Source organism: Parcubacteria group bacterium (assembly GCA_041659505.1).
GTDB lineage: Bacteria > Patescibacteriota > Minisyncoccia > Moranbacterales > UBA2206 > UBA9630.
The window spans coordinates 55,323-78,707 of sequence record JBAZYF010000004.1 but is presented as its reverse complement, the minus strand read 5'-3'; the positions used below and the strand labels follow the sequence as shown (position 1 = coordinate 78,707).

At 42.4% G+C, this 23,385-nt stretch carries 21 protein-coding genes; 20 read left to right on the top strand and 1 reads right to left on the bottom strand.

All coding sequences use genetic code 11. The features are described 5' to 3' along the window. Positions 1-36 precede the first annotated feature (36 nt). The 11 genes from trmD to WC848_05725 all read left to right on the top strand — a co-directional run bounded on the left by trmD (position 37) and on the right by WC848_05725 (position 13,025). Entirely contained in the window at positions 37-717 is a 681-nt protein-coding gene (gene trmD, locus WC848_05775) for a tRNA (guanosine(37)-N1)-methyltransferase TrmD (protein ID MFA5962165.1), read from the top strand. Then, entirely contained in the window at positions 699-1,799 is a 1,101-nt protein-coding gene (ftsW, locus tag WC848_05770) for a putative lipid II flippase FtsW (GenBank protein ID MFA5962164.1), read from the top strand. Before trmD ends, ftsW begins: the two co-directional genes overlap by 19 nt. Positions 1,800-1,821: 22 nt before the next feature. Next, positions 1,822-2,925, top strand: a complete 1,104-nt coding sequence (gene murG / locus WC848_05765) for an undecaprenyldiphospho-muramoylpentapeptide beta-N-acetylglucosaminyltransferase (protein ID MFA5962163.1) — start codon at positions 1,822-1,824, stop codon at positions 2,923-2,925. Positions 2,926-2,944: 19 nt separating this feature from the next. After that, positions 2,945-4,342: a UDP-N-acetylmuramate--L-alanine ligase gene (gene murC / locus WC848_05760; GenBank protein ID MFA5962162.1), complete on the top strand. Its 1,398-nt coding sequence runs from the start codon at positions 2,945-2,947 to the stop codon at positions 4,340-4,342. 119 nt (positions 4,343-4,461) lie between these two features. After that, positions 4,462-5,925: a hypothetical protein gene (locus WC848_05755; GenBank protein MFA5962161.1), complete on the top strand. Its 1,464-nt coding sequence runs from the start codon at positions 4,462-4,464 to the stop codon at positions 5,923-5,925. Positions 5,926-5,939: 14 nt separating this feature from the next. Continuing rightward, entirely contained in the window at positions 5,940-6,626 is a 687-nt protein-coding gene (locus WC848_05750) for a transposase (protein ID MFA5962160.1), read from the top strand. A gap of 12 nt (positions 6,627-6,638) precedes the next feature. Then, positions 6,639-9,419: a cation-transporting P-type ATPase gene (locus WC848_05745; protein ID MFA5962159.1), complete on the top strand. Its 2,781-nt coding sequence runs from the start codon at positions 6,639-6,641 to the stop codon at positions 9,417-9,419. 225 nt (positions 9,420-9,644) lie between these two features. Further along, the gene (gene murB / locus WC848_05740) at positions 9,645-10,631 is read left to right on the top strand and encodes a UDP-N-acetylmuramate dehydrogenase (protein ID MFA5962158.1); all 987 of its coding nucleotides are present in this window, start codon (positions 9,645-9,647) and stop codon (positions 10,629-10,631) included. Between the two features lie 69 nt (positions 10,632-10,700). Then, complete coding sequence (locus WC848_05735; protein ID MFA5962157.1) at positions 10,701-11,075, top strand: HPF/RaiA family ribosome-associated protein; 375 nt, start codon at positions 10,701-10,703, stop codon at positions 11,073-11,075. Between the two features lie 258 nt (positions 11,076-11,333). Next, on the top strand, positions 11,334-11,669 hold the full coding sequence (locus WC848_05730; GenBank protein ID MFA5962156.1) for a hypothetical protein: 336 nt from the start codon (positions 11,334-11,336) through the stop codon (positions 11,667-11,669). Positions 11,670-11,792: 123 nt separating this feature from the next. After that, positions 11,793-13,025, top strand: coding sequence for an aminoacyl--tRNA ligase-related protein (locus tag WC848_05725; GenBank protein MFA5962155.1), 1,233 nt, complete (start codon positions 11,793-11,795; stop codon positions 13,023-13,025). A 115-nt stretch (positions 13,026-13,140) separates the two neighbouring features. Here WC848_05725 and WC848_05720 read toward each other — a convergent pair whose 3' ends face one another. Then, a complete protein-coding gene (locus tag WC848_05720; GenBank protein MFA5962154.1) occupies positions 13,141-14,466 on the bottom strand; it encodes a nucleotide sugar dehydrogenase in 1,326 nt (441 codons plus the stop codon). A 161-nt stretch (positions 14,467-14,627) separates the two neighbouring features. On the opposite strand from WC848_05720, the gene WC848_05715 reads away from it, so the two are divergent. The 9 genes from WC848_05715 (at position 14,628) to WC848_05675 (ending at position 23,173) form a co-directional block, all read left to right on the top strand. Beyond that, positions 14,628-15,002 (top strand): response regulator, encoded by a 375-nt coding sequence (locus WC848_05715; GenBank protein ID MFA5962153.1) that lies wholly within the window; start codon positions 14,628-14,630, stop codon positions 15,000-15,002. A gap of 4 nt (positions 15,003-15,006) precedes the next feature. Then, positions 15,007-16,326, top strand: a complete 1,320-nt coding sequence (gene aspS, locus WC848_05710) for an aspartate--tRNA(Asn) ligase (GenBank protein ID MFA5962152.1) — start codon at positions 15,007-15,009, stop codon at positions 16,324-16,326. Positions 16,327-16,358: 32 nt separating this feature from the next. Further along, positions 16,359-17,531, top strand: coding sequence for an MFS transporter (locus WC848_05705; GenBank protein MFA5962151.1), 1,173 nt, complete (start codon positions 16,359-16,361; stop codon positions 17,529-17,531). A gap of 35 nt (positions 17,532-17,566) precedes the next feature. Beyond that, entirely contained in the window at positions 17,567-18,310 is a 744-nt protein-coding gene (locus WC848_05700) for a segregation/condensation protein A (protein ID MFA5962150.1), read from the top strand. A gap of 88 nt (positions 18,311-18,398) precedes the next feature. Further along, a complete protein-coding gene (gene scpB / locus WC848_05695; protein ID MFA5962149.1) occupies positions 18,399-19,031 on the top strand; it encodes an SMC-Scp complex subunit ScpB in 633 nt (210 codons plus the stop codon). A gap of 39 nt (positions 19,032-19,070) precedes the next feature. Then, positions 19,071-20,117, top strand: coding sequence for a hypothetical protein (locus tag WC848_05690; GenBank protein ID MFA5962148.1), 1,047 nt, complete (start codon positions 19,071-19,073; stop codon positions 20,115-20,117). Positions 20,118-20,123: 6 nt separating this feature from the next. Further along, the gene (locus WC848_05685) at positions 20,124-21,230 is read left to right on the top strand and encodes a phospho-N-acetylmuramoyl-pentapeptide-transferase (protein MFA5962147.1); all 1,107 of its coding nucleotides are present in this window, start codon (positions 20,124-20,126) and stop codon (positions 21,228-21,230) included. A 182-nt stretch (positions 21,231-21,412) separates the two neighbouring features. Continuing rightward, entirely contained in the window at positions 21,413-21,682 is a 270-nt protein-coding gene (locus tag WC848_05680; GenBank protein ID MFA5962146.1) for a metal-sensing transcriptional repressor, read from the top strand. A gap of 138 nt (positions 21,683-21,820) precedes the next feature. Next, positions 21,821-23,173, top strand: a complete 1,353-nt coding sequence (locus WC848_05675) for a sulfite exporter TauE/SafE family protein (protein ID MFA5962145.1) — start codon at positions 21,821-21,823, stop codon at positions 23,171-23,173. The last annotated feature ends 212 nt before the right edge of the window (positions 23,174-23,385 follow it).

The window sequence follows — 23,385 nt, the reverse complement described above, 5'->3', positions numbered from 1 at the left end:
GCCTTTTTTGATTTATTTTGCTATGATTAGATTATTATGCAATTTCATATTGTTACAATTTTTTCGTCTATTTTCGACTCCTATCTCAAAGAGTCAATTATTGGTCGTGCCCAAAAAAGTGGGGCGATCGAAGTTACCGCGCATAATTTGCGGGATCACACGACCGATAAGCATGGAAAAGTTGATGATACGCCTTATGGCGGAGGAGCAGGGATGGTGCTACAAGTTCAGCCGATTTATGCTTGCGTGGAAGCTGTGAAAAAGCTGATTGCAAAAAGCAGGGAAGAAAACCCGCCCAAGGCGGGTCCGCCTAGGGCGGAAACCAGAACAATTTTATTTTCTGCCAAAGGCAAAAAATATACCCAACGGACGGCGGAGCGACTCTCAAAATATGCCAATCTAATTTTGATCTGCGGGCGCTATGAGGGTGTGGACGAGCGGGTGGCAGAGCAAATTGCCGATGAAGAGATTTCGATCGGTGATTATGTTCTTACAGGTGGGGAGCTTCCGGCTATGGTACTTGTGGATTCGGTGACGCGGCTCTTGCCGGGAGTTTTAGGAAACGCGGAAAGTGCGAAGCATGAATCGCATAAAGAAAAAAACTATAAAGAGCATCCACAATACAGCAAGCCGGAAAATTTTAATGGCTGGCAAGTGCCAGAAGTGCTACTCAGCGGAAATCATAATGAGATAAAAAAATGGCGGGAAAAACAATAAACAAAAATTTATTATTTGTCGTTCTGACACTGCTCACTTTTGGTTTGGCGATGATCGCATCGGCGGGCATCGCTTATTCGCATAGTCGGTTTGGCGATTCCTACTATTTTTTCAAGCATCAATTATTCTATGGAGTTTTGCCGGGACTCCTAGTTCTCTATGCAGTGCAAAAAATCAACTATAATTTTTGGAAAAAAATTGCCTTTCCCTTGTTTATCTTAAGCATTTTTCTGCTTATTCTCGTTTTCGTGCCAGGTGTCGGTTCTCGGGTCTACGGAGCCAGTCGTTGGTTGCAACTCGGTCCGTTTTCTTTCCAGCCTTCAGAAATGTTGAAATTGTCGATTATTATTTATCTGGCGGCCTGGCTGGAAAGCCGGGCGGAAAAAGTGAAGGATTTCTATGAGGGACTTTTGCCGTTTCTAGCAGTGGTAGCGGTGGTTAGTTTTCTTTTGGAAAAACAGCCAGATATGGGAACGCTTGGCGTGATTATTTTTATTGCCATGTCGATTTTTTTCATTTCTGGCGCGAGGCTGTCTCATATGGCACTAATAGCAATTTCCGGTTTTGCCGCCTTGGGACTGCTCATCAAATTTGAGTCCTATCGGATGGATCGGTTCTTAGTATTTCTCCATCCTGAACTTGATCCGCGCGGGATCGGCTATCAGATCAATCAGGCGCTTCTGGCGATTGGTTCGGGTGGAATTTTTGGCGTGGGTCTGGGCCATAGCATGCAAAAATTTAATTATCTGCCGGAACCGGTTGGTGATTCGATCTTTGCGATTATCGGTGAGGAATTGGGCTTGATCGGCGTGGTTGTTATAGTTATTTTATTTTTAGCGTTGGCGATGATCGGTTTTCGCATAGCACAAAATGCCCCAGATCGCTTTTCGCAATTAGCTGCCGTCGGCATCACTTCCTGGATTGTTTTTCAGGCCTTCATCAACATCTCCGCCATTTCCGGCCTCATCCCGCTCACCGGCATTCCATTGCCCTTCATTAGCTATGGTGGAACGTCGCTCGTTTTTCTGATGGCAGGAATCGGCGTGCTTTTGAATATTTCCAAGCAAATTGGTAATAATTAATTTTTTATCAAATACGAAATTTATGCGTATCGTACTTACCGGAGGGGGGACTGGCGGACATCTGACTCCGCTCATAGCGGTGGCCAAGAAAATCAGAGAAATTGTGCCGGAGGTGGAATTCTATTTCATCGGTCCGAAGGGCAAGTTGGAAGATGAAATTATGGGGCGGGAAAATATCCCGATCCGCAATATCCAGGCGGGAAAATTGCGCCGTTATTTTTCTTTCCAGAATGTGACCGATTTTTTTAAGATTCCTTTTGGAATATTAAAATCAATGTGGCTTTTGTTGGTTTTGATGCCGGACGCGATTTTTTCCAAAGGCGGCTATGCTTCTTTTCCGGTCGTCGTCGTCGGTTGGCTTTATCGTATCCCGATTATGATCCACGAGTCAGATTCCAATCCGGGATTGGCCAACTCAATGTTGGGAAAATTTTCCGATCGCGTGGCGGTGTCTTATCCGGAAGCGGAAAAATATTTTCCGGCGGCGCAAGTGGTGCTTACGGGTAACCCTTTGAGTGAAAAAATTACGCAGGGCGATGTTAATCGCGCCAGACAAACGTTCAATCTCACAGAGTCAAAAAAAGTCATCTTTGTCACGGGCGGATCACAAGGGGCGAAAAGTATCAATGATAAAATTTTGCGGATCTTGCCTCAACTTTTGCACAAATATCAAATTATTCATCAAACAGGAGAACATGATTTTGAAAATGTTGTTCATATGGCGGGAGAACTTGGTTTTAAGGCGGGGCGCGAAGGTTATTATCCGATCGCCTTTATCAAGGAAAATATTGAAGACGTTCTTGCAGTGGCGGATCTGGTAATTTCTCGTGGTAGTGCAACGACTATTTCCGAGATTGCTGCCAACAAAAAACCAGCCATTCTCATTCCCCTGGAAACATCTGCGAGCGATCATCAACGGATGAACGCCTATTCTTTGGCGCGAATCGGTGGATGTATCGTGATGGAAGAAAGTAATATGGGCGAGCATATGCTCTTAGAAAAAATCGACGAGTTGATGGAGAATGAAGCATTGCGCGAGAAACTGGCTGAGAATATTGCGACATTCTATCATCCTGATGCGACAGAAAAAATTGCACAGGGGATCCTGGGAATGATCAAAGAATAATTTTTTTAGTTTTAAACATATGGCAATCGATCTGGAAAAAATCAAAAAAGTTTATGTGATTGGCATCAAAGGTTCTGGCGTGGTGGGTGTTGCGGAAATACTAAAGGCCGGGGGAATTGAGGTAATAGGCTCTGATACGGCGGAAAAGTTTTTCACCGATGCGGTGCTTCAGAAAAATCAGATCCAGTATTTCGAAAAATTTTCGGCGGACAATATTCCAGCCGATATTGATTTGGTAATTCATTCCAGCGCCTATAACGAAAATAATAATGTGGAGGTTCAGGAAATAATCAAAAGAAAATTACCAATAATCAGTTATCCGGAAATATTAGCGCAACTTTTTAATGGGCGCTATGGGATTGCGATTTGTGGGACGCATGGAAAAACCACTACTTCAGCCTGGCTCGCCAATACATTGAAAGAATTGGGTGCGGAGCCTGGAGCGGCAATTGGCAGTTGCGTGACGAATTGGGCAGGAAACGCACTTACTGGAACAGGGGAGATTTTCGTATTGGAAGCGGATGAGTATCAGAATAAATTAGCGCGCTACAATCCCAACAGCGTAATTTTGACCAGTTGTGATTACGATCACCCGGATTTTTTCCCGGATTTTGAGGCGTATAAAAAAGTCTTTAAGGATTTTGTAGCAAGAATTCCCAAAACTGGTTTTTTGGTCGTTTGCGGTGATGCAACCTCTACTCTAGAAGTTGCCAAGGAAGCGACCTGTGCAGTTTTGACCTATGGTTTTTCTGCCGATTGTGATTATCAGATAATTAATTTAGAATTAAAAAGAGAAGTCTCGATGCTTCCGAGTCAGATATTTGAGGTATTGCGTGGAGAAGAAAATTTGGGAAAATTTGAAATACAATTATTTGGAAAACATAATGTGCTAAATGCGCTGGCCGTAATTGCGGTTTGCCACAAGCTTAATTTTAGCGCGGAGAAAATCCAAGAGGCGCTCAAAACTTTTCGTGGGACGGCGCGCAGATTCGAATTTATCGGTGAACGCAACGGTGCAACGCTCATTGATGACTATGGTCATCATCCGGATGAAATTCGGGCGACACTCCAAGCGGCGCGCGAACTATATCCGGAGAAAAATATTTGGGCAATTTTTCATCCCCACACCTTCACGCGCACCAAAGCCTTGCTTTCGGAGTTTTCCCAAAGCTTTTCTGATGCAGATCATGTGATTATTCTCGATATCTATGGCAGTGCTCGTGAAGCGCAAGGTGGCGTGCATTCAAAAGATCTGGTGGATCTGGTCAATAAATATGATCGTGGCAAAGCGGAGCATATTGCGACGATTGATGAGGTGGTGGAATTTCTTAAAGATAAAATCGGCACGGACGATGTGGTGATTGCTATCGGTGCGGGGAATGGTTGGGAGGTGGTTAGTAAATTGTCTGAACCATGATTTGCAGGATTAAAGGATTGGCTTGATTTTTTCGAAGGAGGAACTATGTGAAATAATGAGAAGCTATTTTTCTAATAAAATTTTAAGTTGATAAAATTTATTTTATAATTCTACACAGTATGGATATAAAAGAACCAAAACAAAAACCTCAGGAACAAATAAGTCAAGAGTTTACTCCTGAGAAATATACACAAGACGAATTAAATCGCATGCTGGATGATTTGCGTGGTAGGGAAAAGCAAATTATGCCAGTGATAGAAGAAATGCGTCTGCAGGTTGAGACACTTAATAAGCAGAAGCGTGAAACAGAAAAACAACAACAACGGCTTATAATAGAATGGAGTTATGTGAAAGATTCAGTGGCTAAATCCAGAGAGTCCCATACTTTAAATACTAGCCAGCTGGAAGAGCAACTTTCTCAACTGCGAGCAAAACAAGCAGAGGATATTTTGGCGATCGAGAATAAAATACAGCAAACAAGGATTAGAACAGAGGAGCGCTTGGGCAAAAAAGAAGAGCTTCAGTCGATGAAAATTTCTCGTCTCAAATTTTGGAAAAGAAAAAAAGAAAAAGCTCAACGCGATGAATCTTTGACTGAGTTTAAAAAATTTTCAGAAGAAGATTCTAAATTACTGCAGTCCTATGAAAATAAATTAAGCGAGATAAAATTAGCACACAAAACTCAAGAAGAGCCGCTTATCACAACAATAGCTCAAGAACGAGAATTGGGTATCACAGAGGAACAAAAAGAAAATAGTTTTAAACAAAAATGTGCAGAACTTTCTCAAACGTCTTCTGAGTTATCTGTGAAGATTGGGGAAATAAGTAATGAATGTAATAAATTGAAGCCTCAATTGAGAGTCGTCACAGACAAAATTCGGATTCTAGAGAAAGAGCAGGCATATCGAGATAAGCCCAAAAAAAAGTATGAAGCGATTCCGCCAGCCCCCGAGGATAAAGATGAAGCGAGGCGCCTTATTCAAGAGTTACAAAATATGGGGCGAAATGATATTTTGGATTATATTAAGATGAATAGATGGGAGGACGCTTATCAGGAGCGTGTAGTAGGAAGAATATCAGAAATAGAAAAAAATCATAATCAATATGATGATTATTGTGAAGAGTTGCGACGTAATATCTGGTCTAATTTCAGTCAAGGTTATTTGCATGAATTATTTAGGGTGCAAACTTTTTTAAATGGCTATTTTTCCGATAGTAGCGAATCCACTGTTAATCCTAAGACGCGACAGTTAAGAGAAATGATTAATAAGCGGGTAGACTGGTTGAGAATTGTTTTTGAACGTGCTGAAGTAGGTATAAAAACAATGGAAATATTCGAGGTGCCATCAAAAGAATTCATAACAGCACTTCCCAGTAGAATGATTTATATGATAGACCTTTCGATTACCAAAATCCCAGAAGCAAAAAAACAAGTTTTAAGCAAATACGATAATGGCAACTTTCTTAATTTTGTCGTCCAATTAGATTGTGCTGGCATAAGTATTTCCACGAGACATGATGAAATAAATACAGAGCCAAAACCAAATCTTTTAAACCCCAGTGATTGGATGCGTAATTACTGACATATTGAAGCAACATGCGAAAAACAGAATTTGCCAATGGCGAATATTATCATATCTACAATCGCGGAGTGGATAAGCGGGAGGTGTTCTTGAGTGATGGAGATTATACTCGGTTTATTGTGGGTATGAATGAATTTAATCGTATTGAAGCGATTGGAAGTTTGTATGAAAAAAATTATCGAGAAAAGTTAGTGGCAATTCAAGGGGCTAAGTCCCCTATAGGGGACTTAGCCCCTAATGCCGTTAACAATCCCGAAATCAAAAAATTAGTAGAAATAATTTATTACTGTCTTAATCCAAACCATTACCATTTTGTTTTGAGGCAGCTACAAAAAAACGGAATAAGTAAATTCATGTTGAAAATTAGCTCTGGGTATACAGCATATTTCAATAAAAAACACGCCCGTTCCGGTTCTCTTTTTCAAGGACCATTCAAATCCATCCATATCGATTCTAATGAATATCTTTTGCATCTCTCGGTTTATGTAAACGCTAATCATGCGATTCATAACTATCCTGAAAAAGACTGGCCATGTTCTAGTTATTTAGACTATACTGGAAAGAGGGATGGGAAACTCTGCGTGAAAGAAACAATCCTCGGTCAGTTTGATAATGATCCATTGGAATATGAAAAGTTTATGCAAAATAACATCGATTATTTCAGGGAGAAAAAAGAATTAGAAAAATATATTTTGGAATAGTTTTAAAATAAAATGCCAAAACACGCATCCGCCTTGGGCGGAAAAAACAAAAAACAAATTTATAATCTTTCGCCGGAAGAAATCTTGAAAAAGTTTGGTTCAAGTCTAGAAGGCTTGAGTGTAGATGAAGCGAAACAGAAGCTCCAAGAATTTGGTGAAAATAAGTTGATTAAAAAGCAGAACTGGAAATGGTTGAAATTAATTTTCGCCCAGTTTGATGATGCGCTGGTTTGGATCCTTCTGGTTGCATCTGGGTTGGCTTTGGCGTTCTCAGAATATCGCGACGCAACGATTATCGGCATCATTGTTTTGCTTAACGCGACGGTCGGATTTTTTCAGGAATTCAAGGCCGATCGCGTCCTGGAGAGCATCAAAAAATTAACAGCCAGTTATGCGCTGGTGTTTCGAGATGGAGAGAAAAAACAACTCGACACGAAATTGGTCGTGCCCGGTGATGTCATTTTCATCGCTGCCGGAGACAGTATCGCAGCAGACGGATATCTTTTAGAAAGCTATGATCTTAAGGTTAATAGTTTTATCTTCACCGGCGAATCAAAACCAAAAAGGAAGGAAGCAAAAATCATCAAAGAAACCGGCATCGCTTTTACAGATATTGATAATATGGTGTTTATGGGAGAAACAGTGGCGACCGGTGAAGCGCGTTTTGTGGTGACGGGGACGGGGATGGATACGGAATTAGGTCGGATTGCTCATTTGACGCAAGAGGTGGCATCTGACGCGACGCCACTCCAGAAACAAATGCGCACGCTCGGCCGGGATGTGACGGTCCTCTCGGTTTTTATCGGCATTGTTGTGCTCATTGCGGGTCAATATTTCAAGATGTCGCTCTATCAAAATTTTCTGTTTGCTTTAGCGCTGTCCGTTTCGGTCGTGCCGGAAGGTCTTCCTGCTGCTATCTCTGTCGCCTTGTCTTTTGGGATGAAGCGGCTTATCAATGAGAATGTCCTGGCGAAAAAATTGAATGCCGTGGAGACACTAGGTTCCGTTTCGCTCATTTGTACAGATAAGACCGGTACGATTACCCGCAACGAATTGTCTGTGACAAAAATTGTGATTAATGGTGAAGTTTTGGAGGTCGATGGTACTGGCTATGAACCGGTGGGAAATTTTTATCGTAACGAAGCAAAAATAAATCCGAAAGAGGTGGCGAATTTGGAGCTGCTTTTTCGTGTCGGTTCGTTGTGCAATGACGCCAGTCTGACGACGGACAAGAAAAATTATAAAATAATCGGTGATCCGACGGAGGGGGCGATCATTGTGGCGGGGCAAAAATATAACAAGGCTAAAAAATTCTATGAGCGTGGAGAGAAAAAAATTACAGAAAATCCTTTTTCCTCAGAGCGGATGCGGATGAGTGTGATTTACCGCAACGCTAAAACGATTTCTTTCGTCAAGGGTTCGCCAGACGTAATGATCGACCTTTGTAATTTCACCAAGGTTGGTGAGCGGATCTTGCCCTTTAACGCTGAGGAAAAAAATAAAGCTAAGGCGTTATACGACCAGATGTCCAAGGATGCTCTGCGCGTCCTAGCTTTTGCCTATCGCGAGCTGGATGGATTTTCGCAAGATAAATATCTTGTCGAAGCGGAAAAAGGCCTAGTCTGGGTCGGGATGATGGCAATGATTGATCCGCCACGTGCCAATGTTGGCAAGGCGATTGCGGAGTGTCGAGATTTGGGGATTGATGTTGTTATGATTACTGGTGATTATGAAATAACCGCACGCGCAATTGCGGAAAATGTCGGTCTGATAAAACCGGAGCCTGGCTCCGATCCCAAGGGAGCTAGCCTGGTCATTAATGGCAAGCAGCTTGACGAGCTTTCTGATAAAATATTATATCAAAGAATCAAAAATGGCGCCTGTGTTTTTGCGCGGATCGCGCCGGAACAAAAATTGCGGATTGCGACCGTGCTCAAAAAAAATGGCGAAGTGATTGCGATGACAGGGGACGGCGTGAATGATGCACCGGCACTGAAAAAAGCCGATATCGGCGTGGCGATGGGCATTATCGGAACGGATGTTTCCAAAGAAGCGGCCAGCATGATCCTAATGGACGACAATTTTGCATCGATCGTGAAAGGGGTGCGGACGGGACGGACCGTTTTTCAAAATCTCAAAAAATTTGTGCACTATGTTTTCACATCGAACGCCAGTGAACTTTTCACGGTAATTTTTGGCGTGCTCTTGCAAATTCCCTCGCCAATTTCAGCCGTGCAGATTTTAGCAATTGATTTAGGGACAGATATTTTTCCTTCTTTTGCGCTCGGTCTTGAGCCGGAAGAGCCTGGTGCTTCAAAGACAAACTTGAACTCTAGAAATAGTGTGATGAGTTTTGGCGGATTTCGCCGGATAATTTACCTTGGGCTGATTATGGCAACGGGTGCGGTGGTGGCATTTCTTTGGTCGATGCTTCGCGGTGGCTGGCATTTTGGTCAGAGCTTTTCCGTTGATAGTATACTTTATCTCAAATCAACTACAGCCGCTTATGCCGTCCTTTCAATGACGCAGATGGCCAATCTTTTGCAGGCGCGCAGTGAAACGCTTTCACCTTTTCGGCTGGGATTTTTCAAAAATAGGTACGCGATTGGAGCGGTTTTGATTTCGGTTGTGATATTGTTGGTGTTTATGTATTTGCCATTTTGCCAAGCATATCTGCGGATGCTTCCGATTGATTGGATAGACTGGCTGGTTGTTCTAGGTTCATTTTTGGCGGTCTTTTTTTGGGAAGAAGTGCGGAAAGAGGATGCTCAAAACGGTGGAAAATCAGCTTGAATGAAAGCTAGTTTTATGCTAGAATTATAGTATTCTAGTTTGATGTCATCCCCGCGAAGGCGGGGATCCAGGCACCTCAAGCTAAAAATAAAGAGAAAACGAATTATTAAAATTCAAGACTTTTTGAGGTAGAGAGTTTTCAGGCTCGTAGCTCAATTTTCTATGGTTTATAATTAGTGGAACCTGGATTCCCGCCTCCGTGGGAATGACACATATTTTTCAATTATGTCCAAGATAATCATCCAAAAAAACATCCCCTTAGCACCACTCACTACTTTCAAAATCGGCGGACCGGCGAAGTTTTTTGCGGAGGTGAAAAATGAAACGGAGCTTTTGGAGGCGTTGGATTTTGCTCGAGAAAATAAATTGGAAATTTTTATGTTAGGCGGTGGGAGCAATATTCTTTTTAGCGACCAGGGCTTTGATGGACTAATCATCAAGGTACAAGAAACAAGAGACCTGCCTGCGCTAAAGATTTGGCAGGCAAGCAAGAAACAAACGGGAATTAAAGTTGTAGGAGAATCAATTGAATGCTGGGCGGGGGAAAGTTTGTCGAGTGTTGTTAATTTTGCTAGGGAAAATAGTTTGACTGGAATGGAGTGGGCGATGGGAATTCCTGGGACGGTTGGCGGAGCGGTGCGGGGCAATGCCGGAGCCTTTGGCGGGGAAATGGCGGATAATTTGGAAAGTGTGCGTGCGCTAAAAATCTCCGATAATCGTAGTAAGGTTGAGGAATACAAAAGAGCGGATTGTGATTATGCCTATCGCACTAGCCTTTTTAAGAAAAATCCAAACCTGGTGGTCCTATCAGTCAAGTTAAAATTAGAAAAAGGGGACAAAAAAACAATCACAGAGAGGATGAAGGAAATCGCAAAAAAACGCATCGAGCATCAGCCAAAAGGTTTCAGCTCGGGCAGTTTTTTCCAAAATCCAGTCGTAGATAATCCAGAAGTTTTGCAAGAATTTGAAAAAGAAACTGGAGCAAAAGCGCCAAATGGAAAAATTCCGGCTGGCTGGTTGATCGAAGAGGCTGGATTTAAGGGGAAGAAAATCGGTGGAGTGATGGTGAGTGAAAAACATGCCAATTTTTTCATCAATGACGGAACAGCTACAGCGGAAGACGTGATCATTCTGGCTGGAATCATCAAGCAAAAATTACGAGAAGGTTATGATACGCAAATCAAAGAAGAGATAATGTATGTTGGTTTTTAGTCCTAAGAAAGTTAATTAATCGGTTTTTTAGAGAATATGTCAGTTTCTCTTCAATACTGATCAAAACATATGGTAGTGAAAAAACCGCAAAGTATGAGATTTATGTTTAAGGGCCTGGACTCGAACAAAAAAGCCCAGGAGTATATTGAAAAAAGATTACAAAAAGTGAACAGAATTATCAAGAATGTTTTGGAGTTTGAGGTGGAAATATCTCTGGACAAAAAAGGCAAGTATCGTGTCGAGCTGATGGTGAAAACTCCCTACGCGCTCTATCGGGCGGAAGAAATTTCGGAGAGTATTGAAGGTTCAGCCGACATCGCTTGCGAGGAGTTGACATTGCAAATTGTCAAAGATAAAAGTAAAATGGTTGATCTCAAGAGACGTGGAGCGAGATCGCTTAAGAAAAAAATTGTGATTGACGGAGACGCACGGTTCAAAAAATAGGTTTGACAAAAATAACCATTTCTTGCTAGAGTGAAAGCGTAAATATTTTAAACACATGCAAAAGGCCAAACGCACAATTTCCCAAGGTTTTCCGGTTCCGGCAAGGGCAGGCTCTTTTTGTGTGTTTGGAATCGGGGATTAGACGAAACTATTGCAAACACTCAAAAACAGCTTGCCTTCCGCGAGCTGTTTTTTTGTTCTTTGGATGAGGTCATTGTTTTTACTTTATTATTTCAACGAAAATGAAAGGAAAAAGCTATGGACTATGAAATTGAAAAACTCAACCGAGTGCAGGCAGGGGAGGCAACCAGTCTTTTGGGAAAAAATGGAATCGAAATAACTGTTGATAGAATTTTGTCCTCGCGCTGTCTTGTTGCGACTAATGAAAATGAAGAAATCATTGCTTTTGCCCAAGTAGCTGGTCAAGACAGGGCCGATGTGTTTTATTTCATTAAGCTCAGTAAAAAGAAAAAGACAGAAATTAAGGCCAGTTTTTTCTCGGTAATTTTCAGCAAAAAGACCTGGGAAAGTGAAAGTCATGTAAAAACTGGAATTGCTGAAAAACAAAGACAGTGGATGTTCCCTGGAGGATGAAATTTTTCCGAGTAAAAACAGAAAAATTATGAGAGCGGTCAACGCTCCGCTCTCATAACTAATCTTTGACAAATAGGCAAATAAAACCTATTCTTAAACTAAATAATCATAATAATTACTATCATGAAACAATCACAACTATTTTCCAAAACCAACAAAGTCGCGCCCAAAGATGAGGAAAGCATCAATGCTCAACTGCTGATCCGCGGAGGCTATGTCGACAAGCTAATGGCGGGCACCTATACCTATCTGCCGCTCGGTTGGCGCACTTGCAAAAAAATAGAAGAGATTATCCGAGAAGAAATGAACGCTGTTTCCGGCCAAGAACTTTTTATGCCTTCAATGCATCCAAAGGAGAACTGGGAAAAGACCGGGCGTTGGGATGACCTTGATGTTTTGGTGAAAGTCGGACTGGGCGAAGAAAAAAATATGGCGCTCGCGCCGACCCATGAGGAAGTTGTAGCGCCGCTCGCCAAAAAAATCATCGAGTCCTACAAAGATATGCCCAAAGCCGTCTATCATTTTCAAAACAAATTCCGCGGAGAAAAAAGAGCCAAATCAGGCATCTTGCGTTTGCGCGAATTTATCATGAAAGATCTTTATTCTTTCCATGTCGATCAAGCGGATTTGGATAAATATTATGACCGCGTTGCACAAGCCTACAAAAATATTTTTGAGCGTGCTGGCATCGGAGCGAGAACATATTTCACTTATGCCTCTGGTGGAACATTTGCCAAATATTCCCACGAATTTCAAGCCGAAACTGAAGCGGGTGAAGACACGATCTATGTTTGCGATGCTTGCCACATCGCTATCAACAAAGAAATTATTGAAGACTTGGAACACAAATGCCCGCTCTGTGGCAATGCCGATTTACGTGAAACGAAAGCGGTCGAAGTAGGCAACATCTTCAAACTGGGTACAAAATATTCCAAGCCCTTCAATCTGACCTATAAGGATCAAAATGGCGAAGAGCAACTGATTGTTATGGGTTGCTATGGAATTGGCCTGGCGCGGCTTATGGGCACAATCGTGGAGATTTTTCATGACGAAAAAGGGATTATCTGGCCAGAAGCGGTGGCACCGTTTAAAGTGCATTTGATCAGTTTGGGCAAGGACGCATCAGCGGCAGAAGAGCTCTATCAAAAACTGAACACCGAAAAAATTGAAGTGCTCTTTGATGACCGCGAGGTTTCGGCTGGAGAAAAATTCGCCGACGCGGATCTTTTAGGCTTGCCCTATCGCGTCATTATCAGCGAAAAATCCCTCACTGCCGGCGGAGTAGAACTCAAAAAACGTAATGAAACAGACAGTAAAATTGTGAAAATTGATGAGCTTTTGGGAATGGTGAAATAATCCGGGCTCATTCTAATAGGGTTTTCAAAAAGCGCTCCGATTTCTGGAGCGCTTTTTTTTGTGAATTTCTTCGCATGTCCCGTTTTCGTAGTACGGGTTCGCGAAGCGAATAACATTATTTCCTCCCAATCCCACGATATTTGATGCCGAGTTTTTTGATTTTGTTTTTGTCTAGGCAGTTCATTCCATCGACAATTGCTTTGACATTATTCTTCTTGAATTCTTTTGGATCAAGTTCTGCAAATTCTTGGTGGTTGGTGACTAAAATTATCGCGGTGCATTTTTTGAGGAAGGTTTTGAGATCGGCGACATCAGACATTGATTTGATGAAGGGGTCATAACGGATGATTTTGGCTTTTTTCTTTTTGAGTTCCAAAATGATTTTGATGGCCGGGGATTCGCGCAAATCATCTACGTTGGCTTTGTAGGACAGTCCCATCACGCCGATGGCCGTGTCTTTCATCGGGAGTTTGATTTCATTTAAAAGATCTTGCATCGATTCAACAGTATAGGCTGGCATAGAATTATTGATTTCTCTGGCGACGCGCAAGAATTTGTGGTCAAAGCCAGACGCTTTGGCTTTTTCAATCAGATAGTAAGGATCGACCGGGATGCAGTGACCGCCCACGCCACGGCCGGGGTAGTGCGCCATAAAAGCGAAGGGTTTGGTGGCGGCGCCATCAATCACGTTTTTGACGTCGATTTCCAATTTGTCAAAACTTTTCGCTAGTTCGTTGACAAAGGCAATGTTGATGTCGCGGAAAGAATTTTCCACCACTTTGCATGCTTCGGCTTCTTTGATCGAACCCATCAGTTTGATCGGTGCGTCGATGATTGATTCATAGAAATTTTTAGCGATAGCGAGTCCGGCCGGGGAAGATGCGCCCAGCACTCGTGGGATATTGGTGACGTTCCATTTCTTATCACCTGGATTGATCCGCTCCGGACAATGGCCGAGGTAGAAATCTTTGCCTTCTTTGAGTCCCGCTTCAATGAGAATTGGCGCAATCACATCATCGCAGATACCTGGGTTGATGGTTGATTCGATCATGATCAGTTGGCCGGTTTTGTGGTTTTTGACAATCATCTCTGTCGCGGAAGTGAGGGGAGTGAGGATGGGAAAAAATTTTTCATCGACGGGTGTTGGTACGCAGACCACAATAATGTCGGCCTTTTTGAGAATGGCCGGATCAGTCGTAGCAGTGATTTTTTTGAGTAGAGTTTTTCTGTCTTCAATGAATTCTTCCTTGAACGGGCTTTGACCTTTTTTGATTAAATCCACTTTCCGTTTATCGAGATCAAGTCCATAAGTCGCATAGCCCTTTTCCACACAACGCATCGCGAGCGGTAACCCGACATAACCCAGACCGATAATTGCCACAGACTCGAGCTTTTTTTTATTCGCCGAAGCTTTGGCGGAGGCGGACTTTTCGTTTGCCATATTTTTTTAAAGTTATTAGTTAATTTAGCACTAACTTATGAATAATAGCTAAAAAGGTAAATTTTAGCAAAAGAGTTGATTTTTTCTACTACTGCGCTATAATTCAAAAGTGACTAATTATGGCACAGAAGCGCCCATTTAATAATAGCTTAAAATAAAATATGACGAAAATTCTTATTGCAGAGGATGACTCAATGATCTCTGAGATTTATGAGCGTAAATTTAAGGAAATAGGTTATGAAGTTTTAACTGTTTTTTCTGGCGATCAAGTTCTGGAAATAGTTAAAAAACAAAAAGTGGATATAATACTTTTGGACTTGATGCTTCCCAGAATTGATGGTTTTGGTGTAATTAAAAGTTTGCGGGATGGAAACTATGACAAAAACATCAAAATTATTGTCTCTAGCAATTTGAGTCAAAAAGAAGAGAGGAACAAGGTGATGGCACTTGGAGCTAATGGGTTTATCACAAAGTCGCAATACACTCCGAGCGAAATGGTAGAAGAAATTAAGAGATTAACTAATATTACCGAGTAAATTTATGGAACGAACGCTTATTGTCGATGCGCCGAGAATGATTGGCCAATATGTTAAGCTGGCAGGCTGGGTCAACTCCCGGCGTGACCATGGGAAATTAATTTTTATCGATTTGCGCGACCGGAGTGGGGTGGTCCAGGTCGTGGTCATTCCTGACAAGGAAAGCGCCTACCAAAATGCGAAAGATGTCCGTATTGAATTTGTGGTAGAAATCGAAGGCTTAGTGAAAGAACGTCCTGGTGGGCAGGGGAAAGAGGATAAAATTGGGAAAATTGAAGTAGAGGCGGCGAAAATAACGATTATTTCAAAAGTAGAAGCGGAGTTGCCTTTTGATGTAGCAAAAAATGAGTTGGATGTCAATCTGAATACGCTTTTGGACAACCGTAATCTGGTCTTGCGCAACAAGAAAGTCAATGATATTTTCAAGGTCAATGCGGAACTTCTGAAATCATACTCTGAGGTGATGCGGGAAAACTCCTTTTTGGAAATTAAAACACCTAAAATTGTAGCTGCCGCCACCGAGGGAGGTGCGAATTTTTTCAAAATAAAATATTTCGATCGGGATGCGTTTTTAGCTCAAAGTCCGCAGTTCTACAAGCAAGCCGGAGTGGGCGCATTTGAACGGGTATTTGAAATTGGCACTGTCTTTCGCGCCGAACCGCATTTTACTACGCGCCACGTCAACGAATATACCGGGCTTGATGCTGAAATGGGTTTCATCGATAGTTTCTCTGATGTGATGGATGCTTTGGAAAAGGTGATGCGGCGGATGCTTTCAGATGTCTCTAAGAATTGCCAGAATGAGTTGGCGGAATATGCTGCGGGAGAACTTTTGTTTTTGGAGAAATTTCCGCGTTTGCGCCTGACTGAAGCGCTAGAGATTTTGGAAAAGGAATATGGCAAAAAGACGGAAGACGTGGATATTGATCCGGAAGGCGAGCGCTTGATCTGTGAATGGGCGAAAAAGACGCACAATAGTGATTTTGTTTTTCTCACGCATTATCCTGTCAATGTTCGACCGTTCTACTCGATGCCGAGTGCGGACGGACAATACACAGAAACTTTCGACCTGATTTTTCGCGGAGTGGAAATTGCCAGTGGCGGACAACGGATCCATATCTATGAAGAATTGAAAAAAAGCATCTTGAAACACGGCCTGGTGCCGGATGAATTTGAGTCTTATTTGGATATTTTCAAATTAGGCATGCCGGCGCATGGCGGCTGGGGTCTTGGTTCAGAGCGGATCGTACAAAAGATCCTAAATCTTGGCAGTATCAAAGAAGCGATCCTTTTTCCACGCGATGTGAAAAGAATTACGCCATAATTCAATAGTAAAATTAAAAACAAAAAAGTACGATGCCAAAACACAAAGAACATTTGGATCACAAAAAAACTAAAGCGATCAATTTCATTTCATTTTTCCTAGGCTTTTCACAGGCCGTCTTGATCTATGTGATGTCGAGTTATTTCAGAGAAGCTTCCGGCACGGAAAATGTCGGAGGCTTTTATCTTATCGCCTACGCAATCTCGCTGCTTATCCTTTTGAATCTGTATAAATTGACGAGAACATTGGGGAAAACTAGTATTTTTTTGGTAATTTTGGCCCTTAAGATTGTCAGCCTAGTTTTTTTGGCTAATTCGCAGCCGTCCGGTTGGGGCATCTTTCTTTTGATGCTCTATGTGATTTTTTCCGGTTTGGAGTGGGTCAGTCTGGACACGATTTTGGAATCTTTTTCTTGCGACAAAGAGTCGGGACGGATCCGCGGGATGCACCTCACGATTCTTAATACGGGTTTTCTATTGGGTCCGTTTATTTCGACCCGAATCTTGGAGCATTTTGATTTTTCCGGTATTTTTATTTTTCTCTTGCTTTTTAACATAGTGGTTTTTTTCTATGCACTGACCAAGCTGAGGGATACGAATGAAAAACCGCAAAGGGATATTTCCATATCCAATCTGCTGAGAAAAGTTTATCAGCGGAAAAATGTGATGGCGATCTATTATATTTCTTTTGTCTTGGAATTTTTTTACGCGCTGATGATCATCTATATGCCTCTATACCTCATCGATCTAGGTTTAGACTGGAACCAGATCGGCATTATTTTTTCCGCAATGCTTCTGCCGTTTGTTTTTTTGCAATACCCGATGGGTTTTCTAGCGGATAAAAAAACCGGTGAAAAAAAACTTTTGATTTTTGCTCTGTTCATCATGGTGATTGCTTCAGTCGTAGTTTTTCTGACTCATTCGCCGAATGTCCTCTTGTGGTCGTTGGTCCTGCTTCTGACCAGGATCGGCGCGGCGATGGTGGAAATTTTGCGCGATTCCTATTTTTATAAACGGATCGACGGGGATGATGTTGATCTGATCGGTTTTTTTCGCACAGCGATGCCGGTCGGCTATATCGTAGCCGCCAGTTTGTCTTTTGCTCTTTTGCTATTTTTACCACTTTCCGCCATTTTTATCTTGTTGGCACTGGTGGTTTTTTCCGCTTTGATCCCCGCTTATCGCTTGTCGGGGAAGCGGAAATAGGGAGGTGGCCATTTTGAAAAAAAGGTGCTAAGATAGTGAGGTTAAAAAGATTAGCGTATAATTTTGTGTACCAGGTCAAGTTAGAAAAATTTGAGGGCCCGTTGGAATTGCTTTTGGAGCTGATTGAGAAAGAAAAATTGAGCATCACCGAGCTGAACTTGGCTCGAGTGGCGGATCAATATCTGGACTATATCCGGGATAATCAAAATATCCACCTGGAGCATTTGGCGGATTTTTTGTCTGTGGCGGCTAAATTGATCCTCATCAAATCGCGCGCTCTTTTGCCGATCCTTAAATTTACTGATGAAGAGGAGGAGGAAATTGAAGATTTGGCGGAGCAGTTGGCGGAGTATAAGCGGTTCAAAGACATCTCCGCCAAAATCAAGAAACTGGCGGTGGAAAACCACGTTTGCTATTCCAAGCCGCCGTATTTGGGAATCCGGTCAGTTTTCTATCCGCCAGAAGGCATCAATGCTTATGATCTGAAAAAATATTTCCAAAAAGTGCTTTGTGAAGTCCCGATCGTTTCCGTGTTGCAAGAAGAGATTGTGGGAGAAGTCATTACCCTGGAAGAACGAATCAGTGACCTGGAAGTGGCCTTGCGCAACAAGATAGAAACCTGCTTTTCCGAACTGGTGGCTGAGGCGAAGGACAAAATTGATGTAATTATTTCCTTTTTGGCGATGCTGGAGATGGTGAAGCAACGGATCATCCGAGTAGAACAACAGGAGTTGTTTCAGGAAATTAAACTAAGCATGCAGAGCGGAACGGGTGAGTAAATTTTTAATTTTTAATTTCTAAACAATTTCCAATTCATCAATTTTATAATGCCGAATTTATTAGCTTAAATTCTAATAATCCAATCTTATGCAACCGGAAAAAATCAAATCAATCATCGAAAGTATCCTTTTTGTCAGCGGTGAACCGATGAAGCTTCTGAAGTTGGCGAAAGTTTCTGACGCGACCGAAGCGGAAGTGGAGGAGGCAATTGCAAAACTAAATGAAGATTATGCCAAGGGCCGCGGACTTTTGATTGTTAGGATCAAGGATGAACTTCAGTTGGTAACCAATCCTGAGAATGCCGAGTTTGTGGCGGAACTGGTCAAGAGTGAGATCCAAGAAAATTTGAGCCAAGCAGCCCTAGAAGTTCTTTCGATCGTCGCTTATCGCGGACCGATGACGCGAGCAGAGATAGAGGCGATCCGCGGGGTGAATTGCAGTTTTACTATACGCGCATTGCTCATCCGGGGCCTTATGGACCGGACAGAAAATATCAAAGATAATCGCCGCTATATTTACAGCGTTTCTCTGGATTTTTTGAAAAAATTGGGAATGGACAGTGTCGAGAAATTGCCGGATTGGGAAGTTTTAAATAAGAAAATTGAAGAAAATACTCAAGAAGTTCCTTCAGCGCCGGAAAAAAATAGTGCTGAGGTAGTAGAGAAGGCGGGGGAGAAAAATGATGACGAGATCGAAAAGACAGCCGAGGCTGAAAGTTAGGATTTAAAATTTTACCGTCCACCACTTACGATGTTTAATATGCTTTATACAATTTTGTTTGTCCTGATGTTGCCTAGCATTTTTTCTGGGAATTTTTCACGTGATCTAGGGCAGATGAAGGAGCGGCTTTTCGCCGGCGGTCAAAGCCAGAAAGTTTTGGGTGAGGAAGTCATAATGACAAGTAGTGATGGAGCTGCTGCGGAAAAGAATTTTGATTTGACGCAAAAGCCGGATTTTTCCTCTCTCGATCTATCCAGCTCAGGGTTGGTGCCAAAACGAAAAACCAATTGTACCGATCTGCAGGTCTGGGCCGGTTCGTCAGTGGCCATCGATGTAGACAGCGGAACAATTTTGCACTATGATAATGGTCGCAAGCAGACCCAGATCGCTTCACTTACCAAGATGATGACGGCAATCTTGACGATCGAAAATATTCCCGATCTTACTGCGGAAGTGACGATAAAAAAGGAAGGGTTGCGTGTTGACGGGACGGTGGTGGGTTGTCCGACCAGTGTGTTTTGTAATGGCAATCAAATGTATGCAGGGGAGAAGGTGCATGCTATCGATCTTTTGAAAGCGATGCTTTTGAATAGTGCCAATGACGCGGCAACATCTTTGGGGATATATATTTCAGGCACGCCAGAAAAATTCGTGGAAGAGATGAATCAAAAAGCTAAGAACATGGGACTTATCGATACGCATTTTTGCACCCCGTCGGGCTTGGAGATTGACGGTCGGGAAAATGAGTGCTATTCTTCCGCCTACGATATCGCACGGATCGCTGCTGCTTCTATGCAATATGAGTTGATCTGGGATATAATGAAAATACCAGAAGGTCAGTTCTATTCCACCGACGGAAAGTATATGCATCAGCTGAAAAATACCGATCTGCTTTTGGGCAATATTTCCAATTGCTTAGGCGGCAAAACCGGGTTTACTCCGCTGGCTGGCAAGTCGCTCCTTATGGGATCGACTGATCCAACCGGCAAGCATAAGGTGATTACCGTACTTCTGAATGACGAAAAGCGCTGGGATGATATGCGGGTACTTCTAAGTTGGGTGTATAATAACTATGAATGGAAATAAAATATTATGGAACTAGCGCAAATCCAAACTATTCCTGCTGTGCTTGATATGCTTAAGGTTTTATTCACCGGTTTTTTAGCCTTTCTGCTGGCGTTTTTTTTGACGCCGCTACTCACTCATTTCTTATATAAATACAAAATCGGAATCAGGATCAAAACTAATGGAGTGGACGGAGAAAAATTGACCTATGTTAGTGAGTTGCATAAACATAAAAACGGAACACCTAGTATGGGCGGGGTACTGGTATGGTTTTCTGTTTTAGTTTTAGTTTATGCCTCGCATTATCTTTTTCCTTTGTTTGCGGAGTGGACCGGAGTTAATTTTTTGGCACGGCTGGATTTTTTTAGCAGAAAGCAAGTCTGGCTTCCATTATTCGCTTTGATTTCGGCTGGCATTTTGGGGCTTTGCGATGATTGGGCAAGCGTGCGAGGGATCGGTAAGAATAAGGGCGGAGGTATCCGTTTTCTTTATCGATTCGGTTGGCTGATTTTGATTTCCGCTCTTGGCGCCTGGTGGTTTTATTATAAGTTGGGTTGGGATAATATCCATATTCCAGCCGTAGGCGATTTTAATATTGGTCTTTGGTACCTTCCGCTGTTTATGTTTGTCATTCTTTTTACAGCAATTTCTTCCAATGAAACTGACGGATTGGACGGACTTAATGCCGGGGTGCTTTTGATCGCTTTCAGTTCTTTCGGGCTCATTTCTTTTTTTCAAAATAAGATCGACTTGGCCGCTTTTTGCGTAGCGATTGCCGGGGCACTTCTGGCATTTCTTTGGTTCAATATCCATCCGGCCCGTTTTTTTATGGGAGACACGGGAGCGATTTCGCTTGGCGCAACGTTGGGTGTTGTGGCAATGCTGACTAATTCAACGCTAGTTTTGTTCATAATCGTGTTCATCTATCTTTTGGAATCTGGCTCGGTGGCGATCCAATTGACTTCCAAAAGATTTTTCCATCGCAAAGTCTTTTTGGCAGCGCCGATTCATCATCATTTTGAAGCCAAGGGCTGGCCGGAGACCAAAGTGACGATGCGTGTCTGGATCTTTACCGCCGTCACGGCGCTTATCGGTATAATCGTGGGAATTGTCGGGATGGGGAAATACCACTAATTACAAAAAGATAACATAGAAACACCGGAGCTTTTTTGCCGGTGTTTTTTTATTTGACAAGATTTCCAGGTGCGAGTATATTATACCTAGGGGGGAGGTAACCCGCTAAGGCGGAATTTAAAATTTAAAATTTTTAATTTTAAAAAATACGAATCAGAATAATTTCCTAAACTTATAACAATATGCAAAAAGAAGATGGGCAAATTTTGATTGGGCTTAAAAAGGCGCGAACGCATTTGGCGAAAGTGATTACGATGGTCGAGGGTGGGGAATATTGTGTTTCGATCATGCAACAGAATTTGGCTGTGATGGGACTTTTAAAATCTGCTAATGATAAGCTGTTAGCGCGCCATCTCAATAGTTGTTTTATAAATGCTATGAAAGGAACGAACGAGAAAAGAAAGCAAGAAATGATCGATGAGATTTTGCGATTGAATAAGATGTCTAAGTAAGTTTATCCCCCACCACTTTTTCGCTTTTATGATTACGTTTTTTATTTTAATAAATCACATGATATGTCAATAGCATAATTTAATAAATTACCTCTAGCTTAATCGCGGATGCGAGCGAAAAAGTGGTGGGGGATGAATATGCAAACAAAAATAATCTATATCCAAGGGATGCATTGTGTTAGTTGCGAGAAGTTGCTCGATGATGAATTGGCTGGCGTTCCGGGCGTAAAAAAGATTCGTGCCGATCGAAAAAAAGGCAGTGTGGAACTTGATTATGCAGATACCGAGCCGGATTTTTCTGAAGTTAAAAAGATAGTAGAGAAATTTGGTCATACTGCATCGGAGCGAAAAACGATCATGTCTATAGAGAAGGCTGGAAAGAGTTCTTGGCAATCTTGGCTTTGGGCCGTGGCTTTTGTTATTTTAATAATTTTTGGTTTTCAACTGTTTCAAGGTTCTAGTTTCGGGCAAAAAATCGGTGTCACTGGTTCTGGCGCTGATTTTGGAACAGCCTTTCTCATCGGACTTGTCGCTTCTGTTTCTAGTTGCTTGGTCGTAGTGGGATCGGTGGTGATTGCTTTTTCAGAAAAATATAAAGGTGATAAGCGCGGGTTTTTAGGTGGAGCCGTGAAGCCGAACTTATTTTTCCATCTTGGCCGGTTAGGCGGATTTTTTGTCCTAGGTGGACTGCTCGGTGCGATTGGCGGAGAGATAAATATCAGTGGAAATTTTGTCGCGGTCTACACTATCATTATTGCAGTGGTTTTAGCAATTTTGGGTCTTAATGTATTGGGATTATTTCCTGATATCGCCAGTCTGGGAATGCGGATGCCGAGATTTTTCAGCGCGCCCTGGAATAGGCTGAAAAAATCTCAAAATCCAGCCGCGCCTTTTCTCTTAGGAATTATGACTTTTTTTCTGCCCTGTGGTTTTACGCAAAGTATGCAGATCCTTGCCATTGCTTCGGGCAGTTTTATGCGCGGAGGGCTTGGGATGTTTCTTTTTGCACTCGGCACTGTGCCGTCCCTTCTCACTCTTGGCGTGACTACCGCTTGGAGCAAGGGTAAAAATGCGGCGATTTTTCAAAAGGTAGCTGGCATGCTAGTTGTTATTTTTGCCTTTTATACGTTCAATTCCGGCTTGGCGTTGGTTGGCGTATCGGGCAATGTGTTCGGCGATCAAAGTAATCAAAAAGAACAAATGGGAACGGCAAAAACTGATGTGGCAGAGCAAGTGGTGGAAATGCATGTGACTAACGCAGGATTCTCACCAAATACCTTACATTTGAAAAAGGGCGTGCCGGTGCGTTGGGTGATCAAAGGGGATAGTGTGACAAGCTGTACGAATAAAATTATTGTGCCTAGTCTCAAGATTTCGCAAAGTATCAGCTCTGGAGATAATGTCGTGAATTTTACTCCTCCTGATAAAGTCGGCGAAATCCCGTTTAGTTGTTGGATGGGGATGGTTCGTGGTAAATTTATAGTAGAGTAGAAATATTGTCATTCTGAGCGAAACGTAGTGGAGTCGAAGAATCTGCCTTGCGCTATCCTAAGTTTAGTCTATATCTTCAAAACTAGAGGTTTTGGTAAGTAGATCCCTGCCTACCGGCAGGCAGGCTTCGACTGCGTTCTGAGTACAGAATTTCGCTCAGGATGACAATTAGTTTATGTAGTAACCTTAGAATAAGAATCAATTAATTTAGT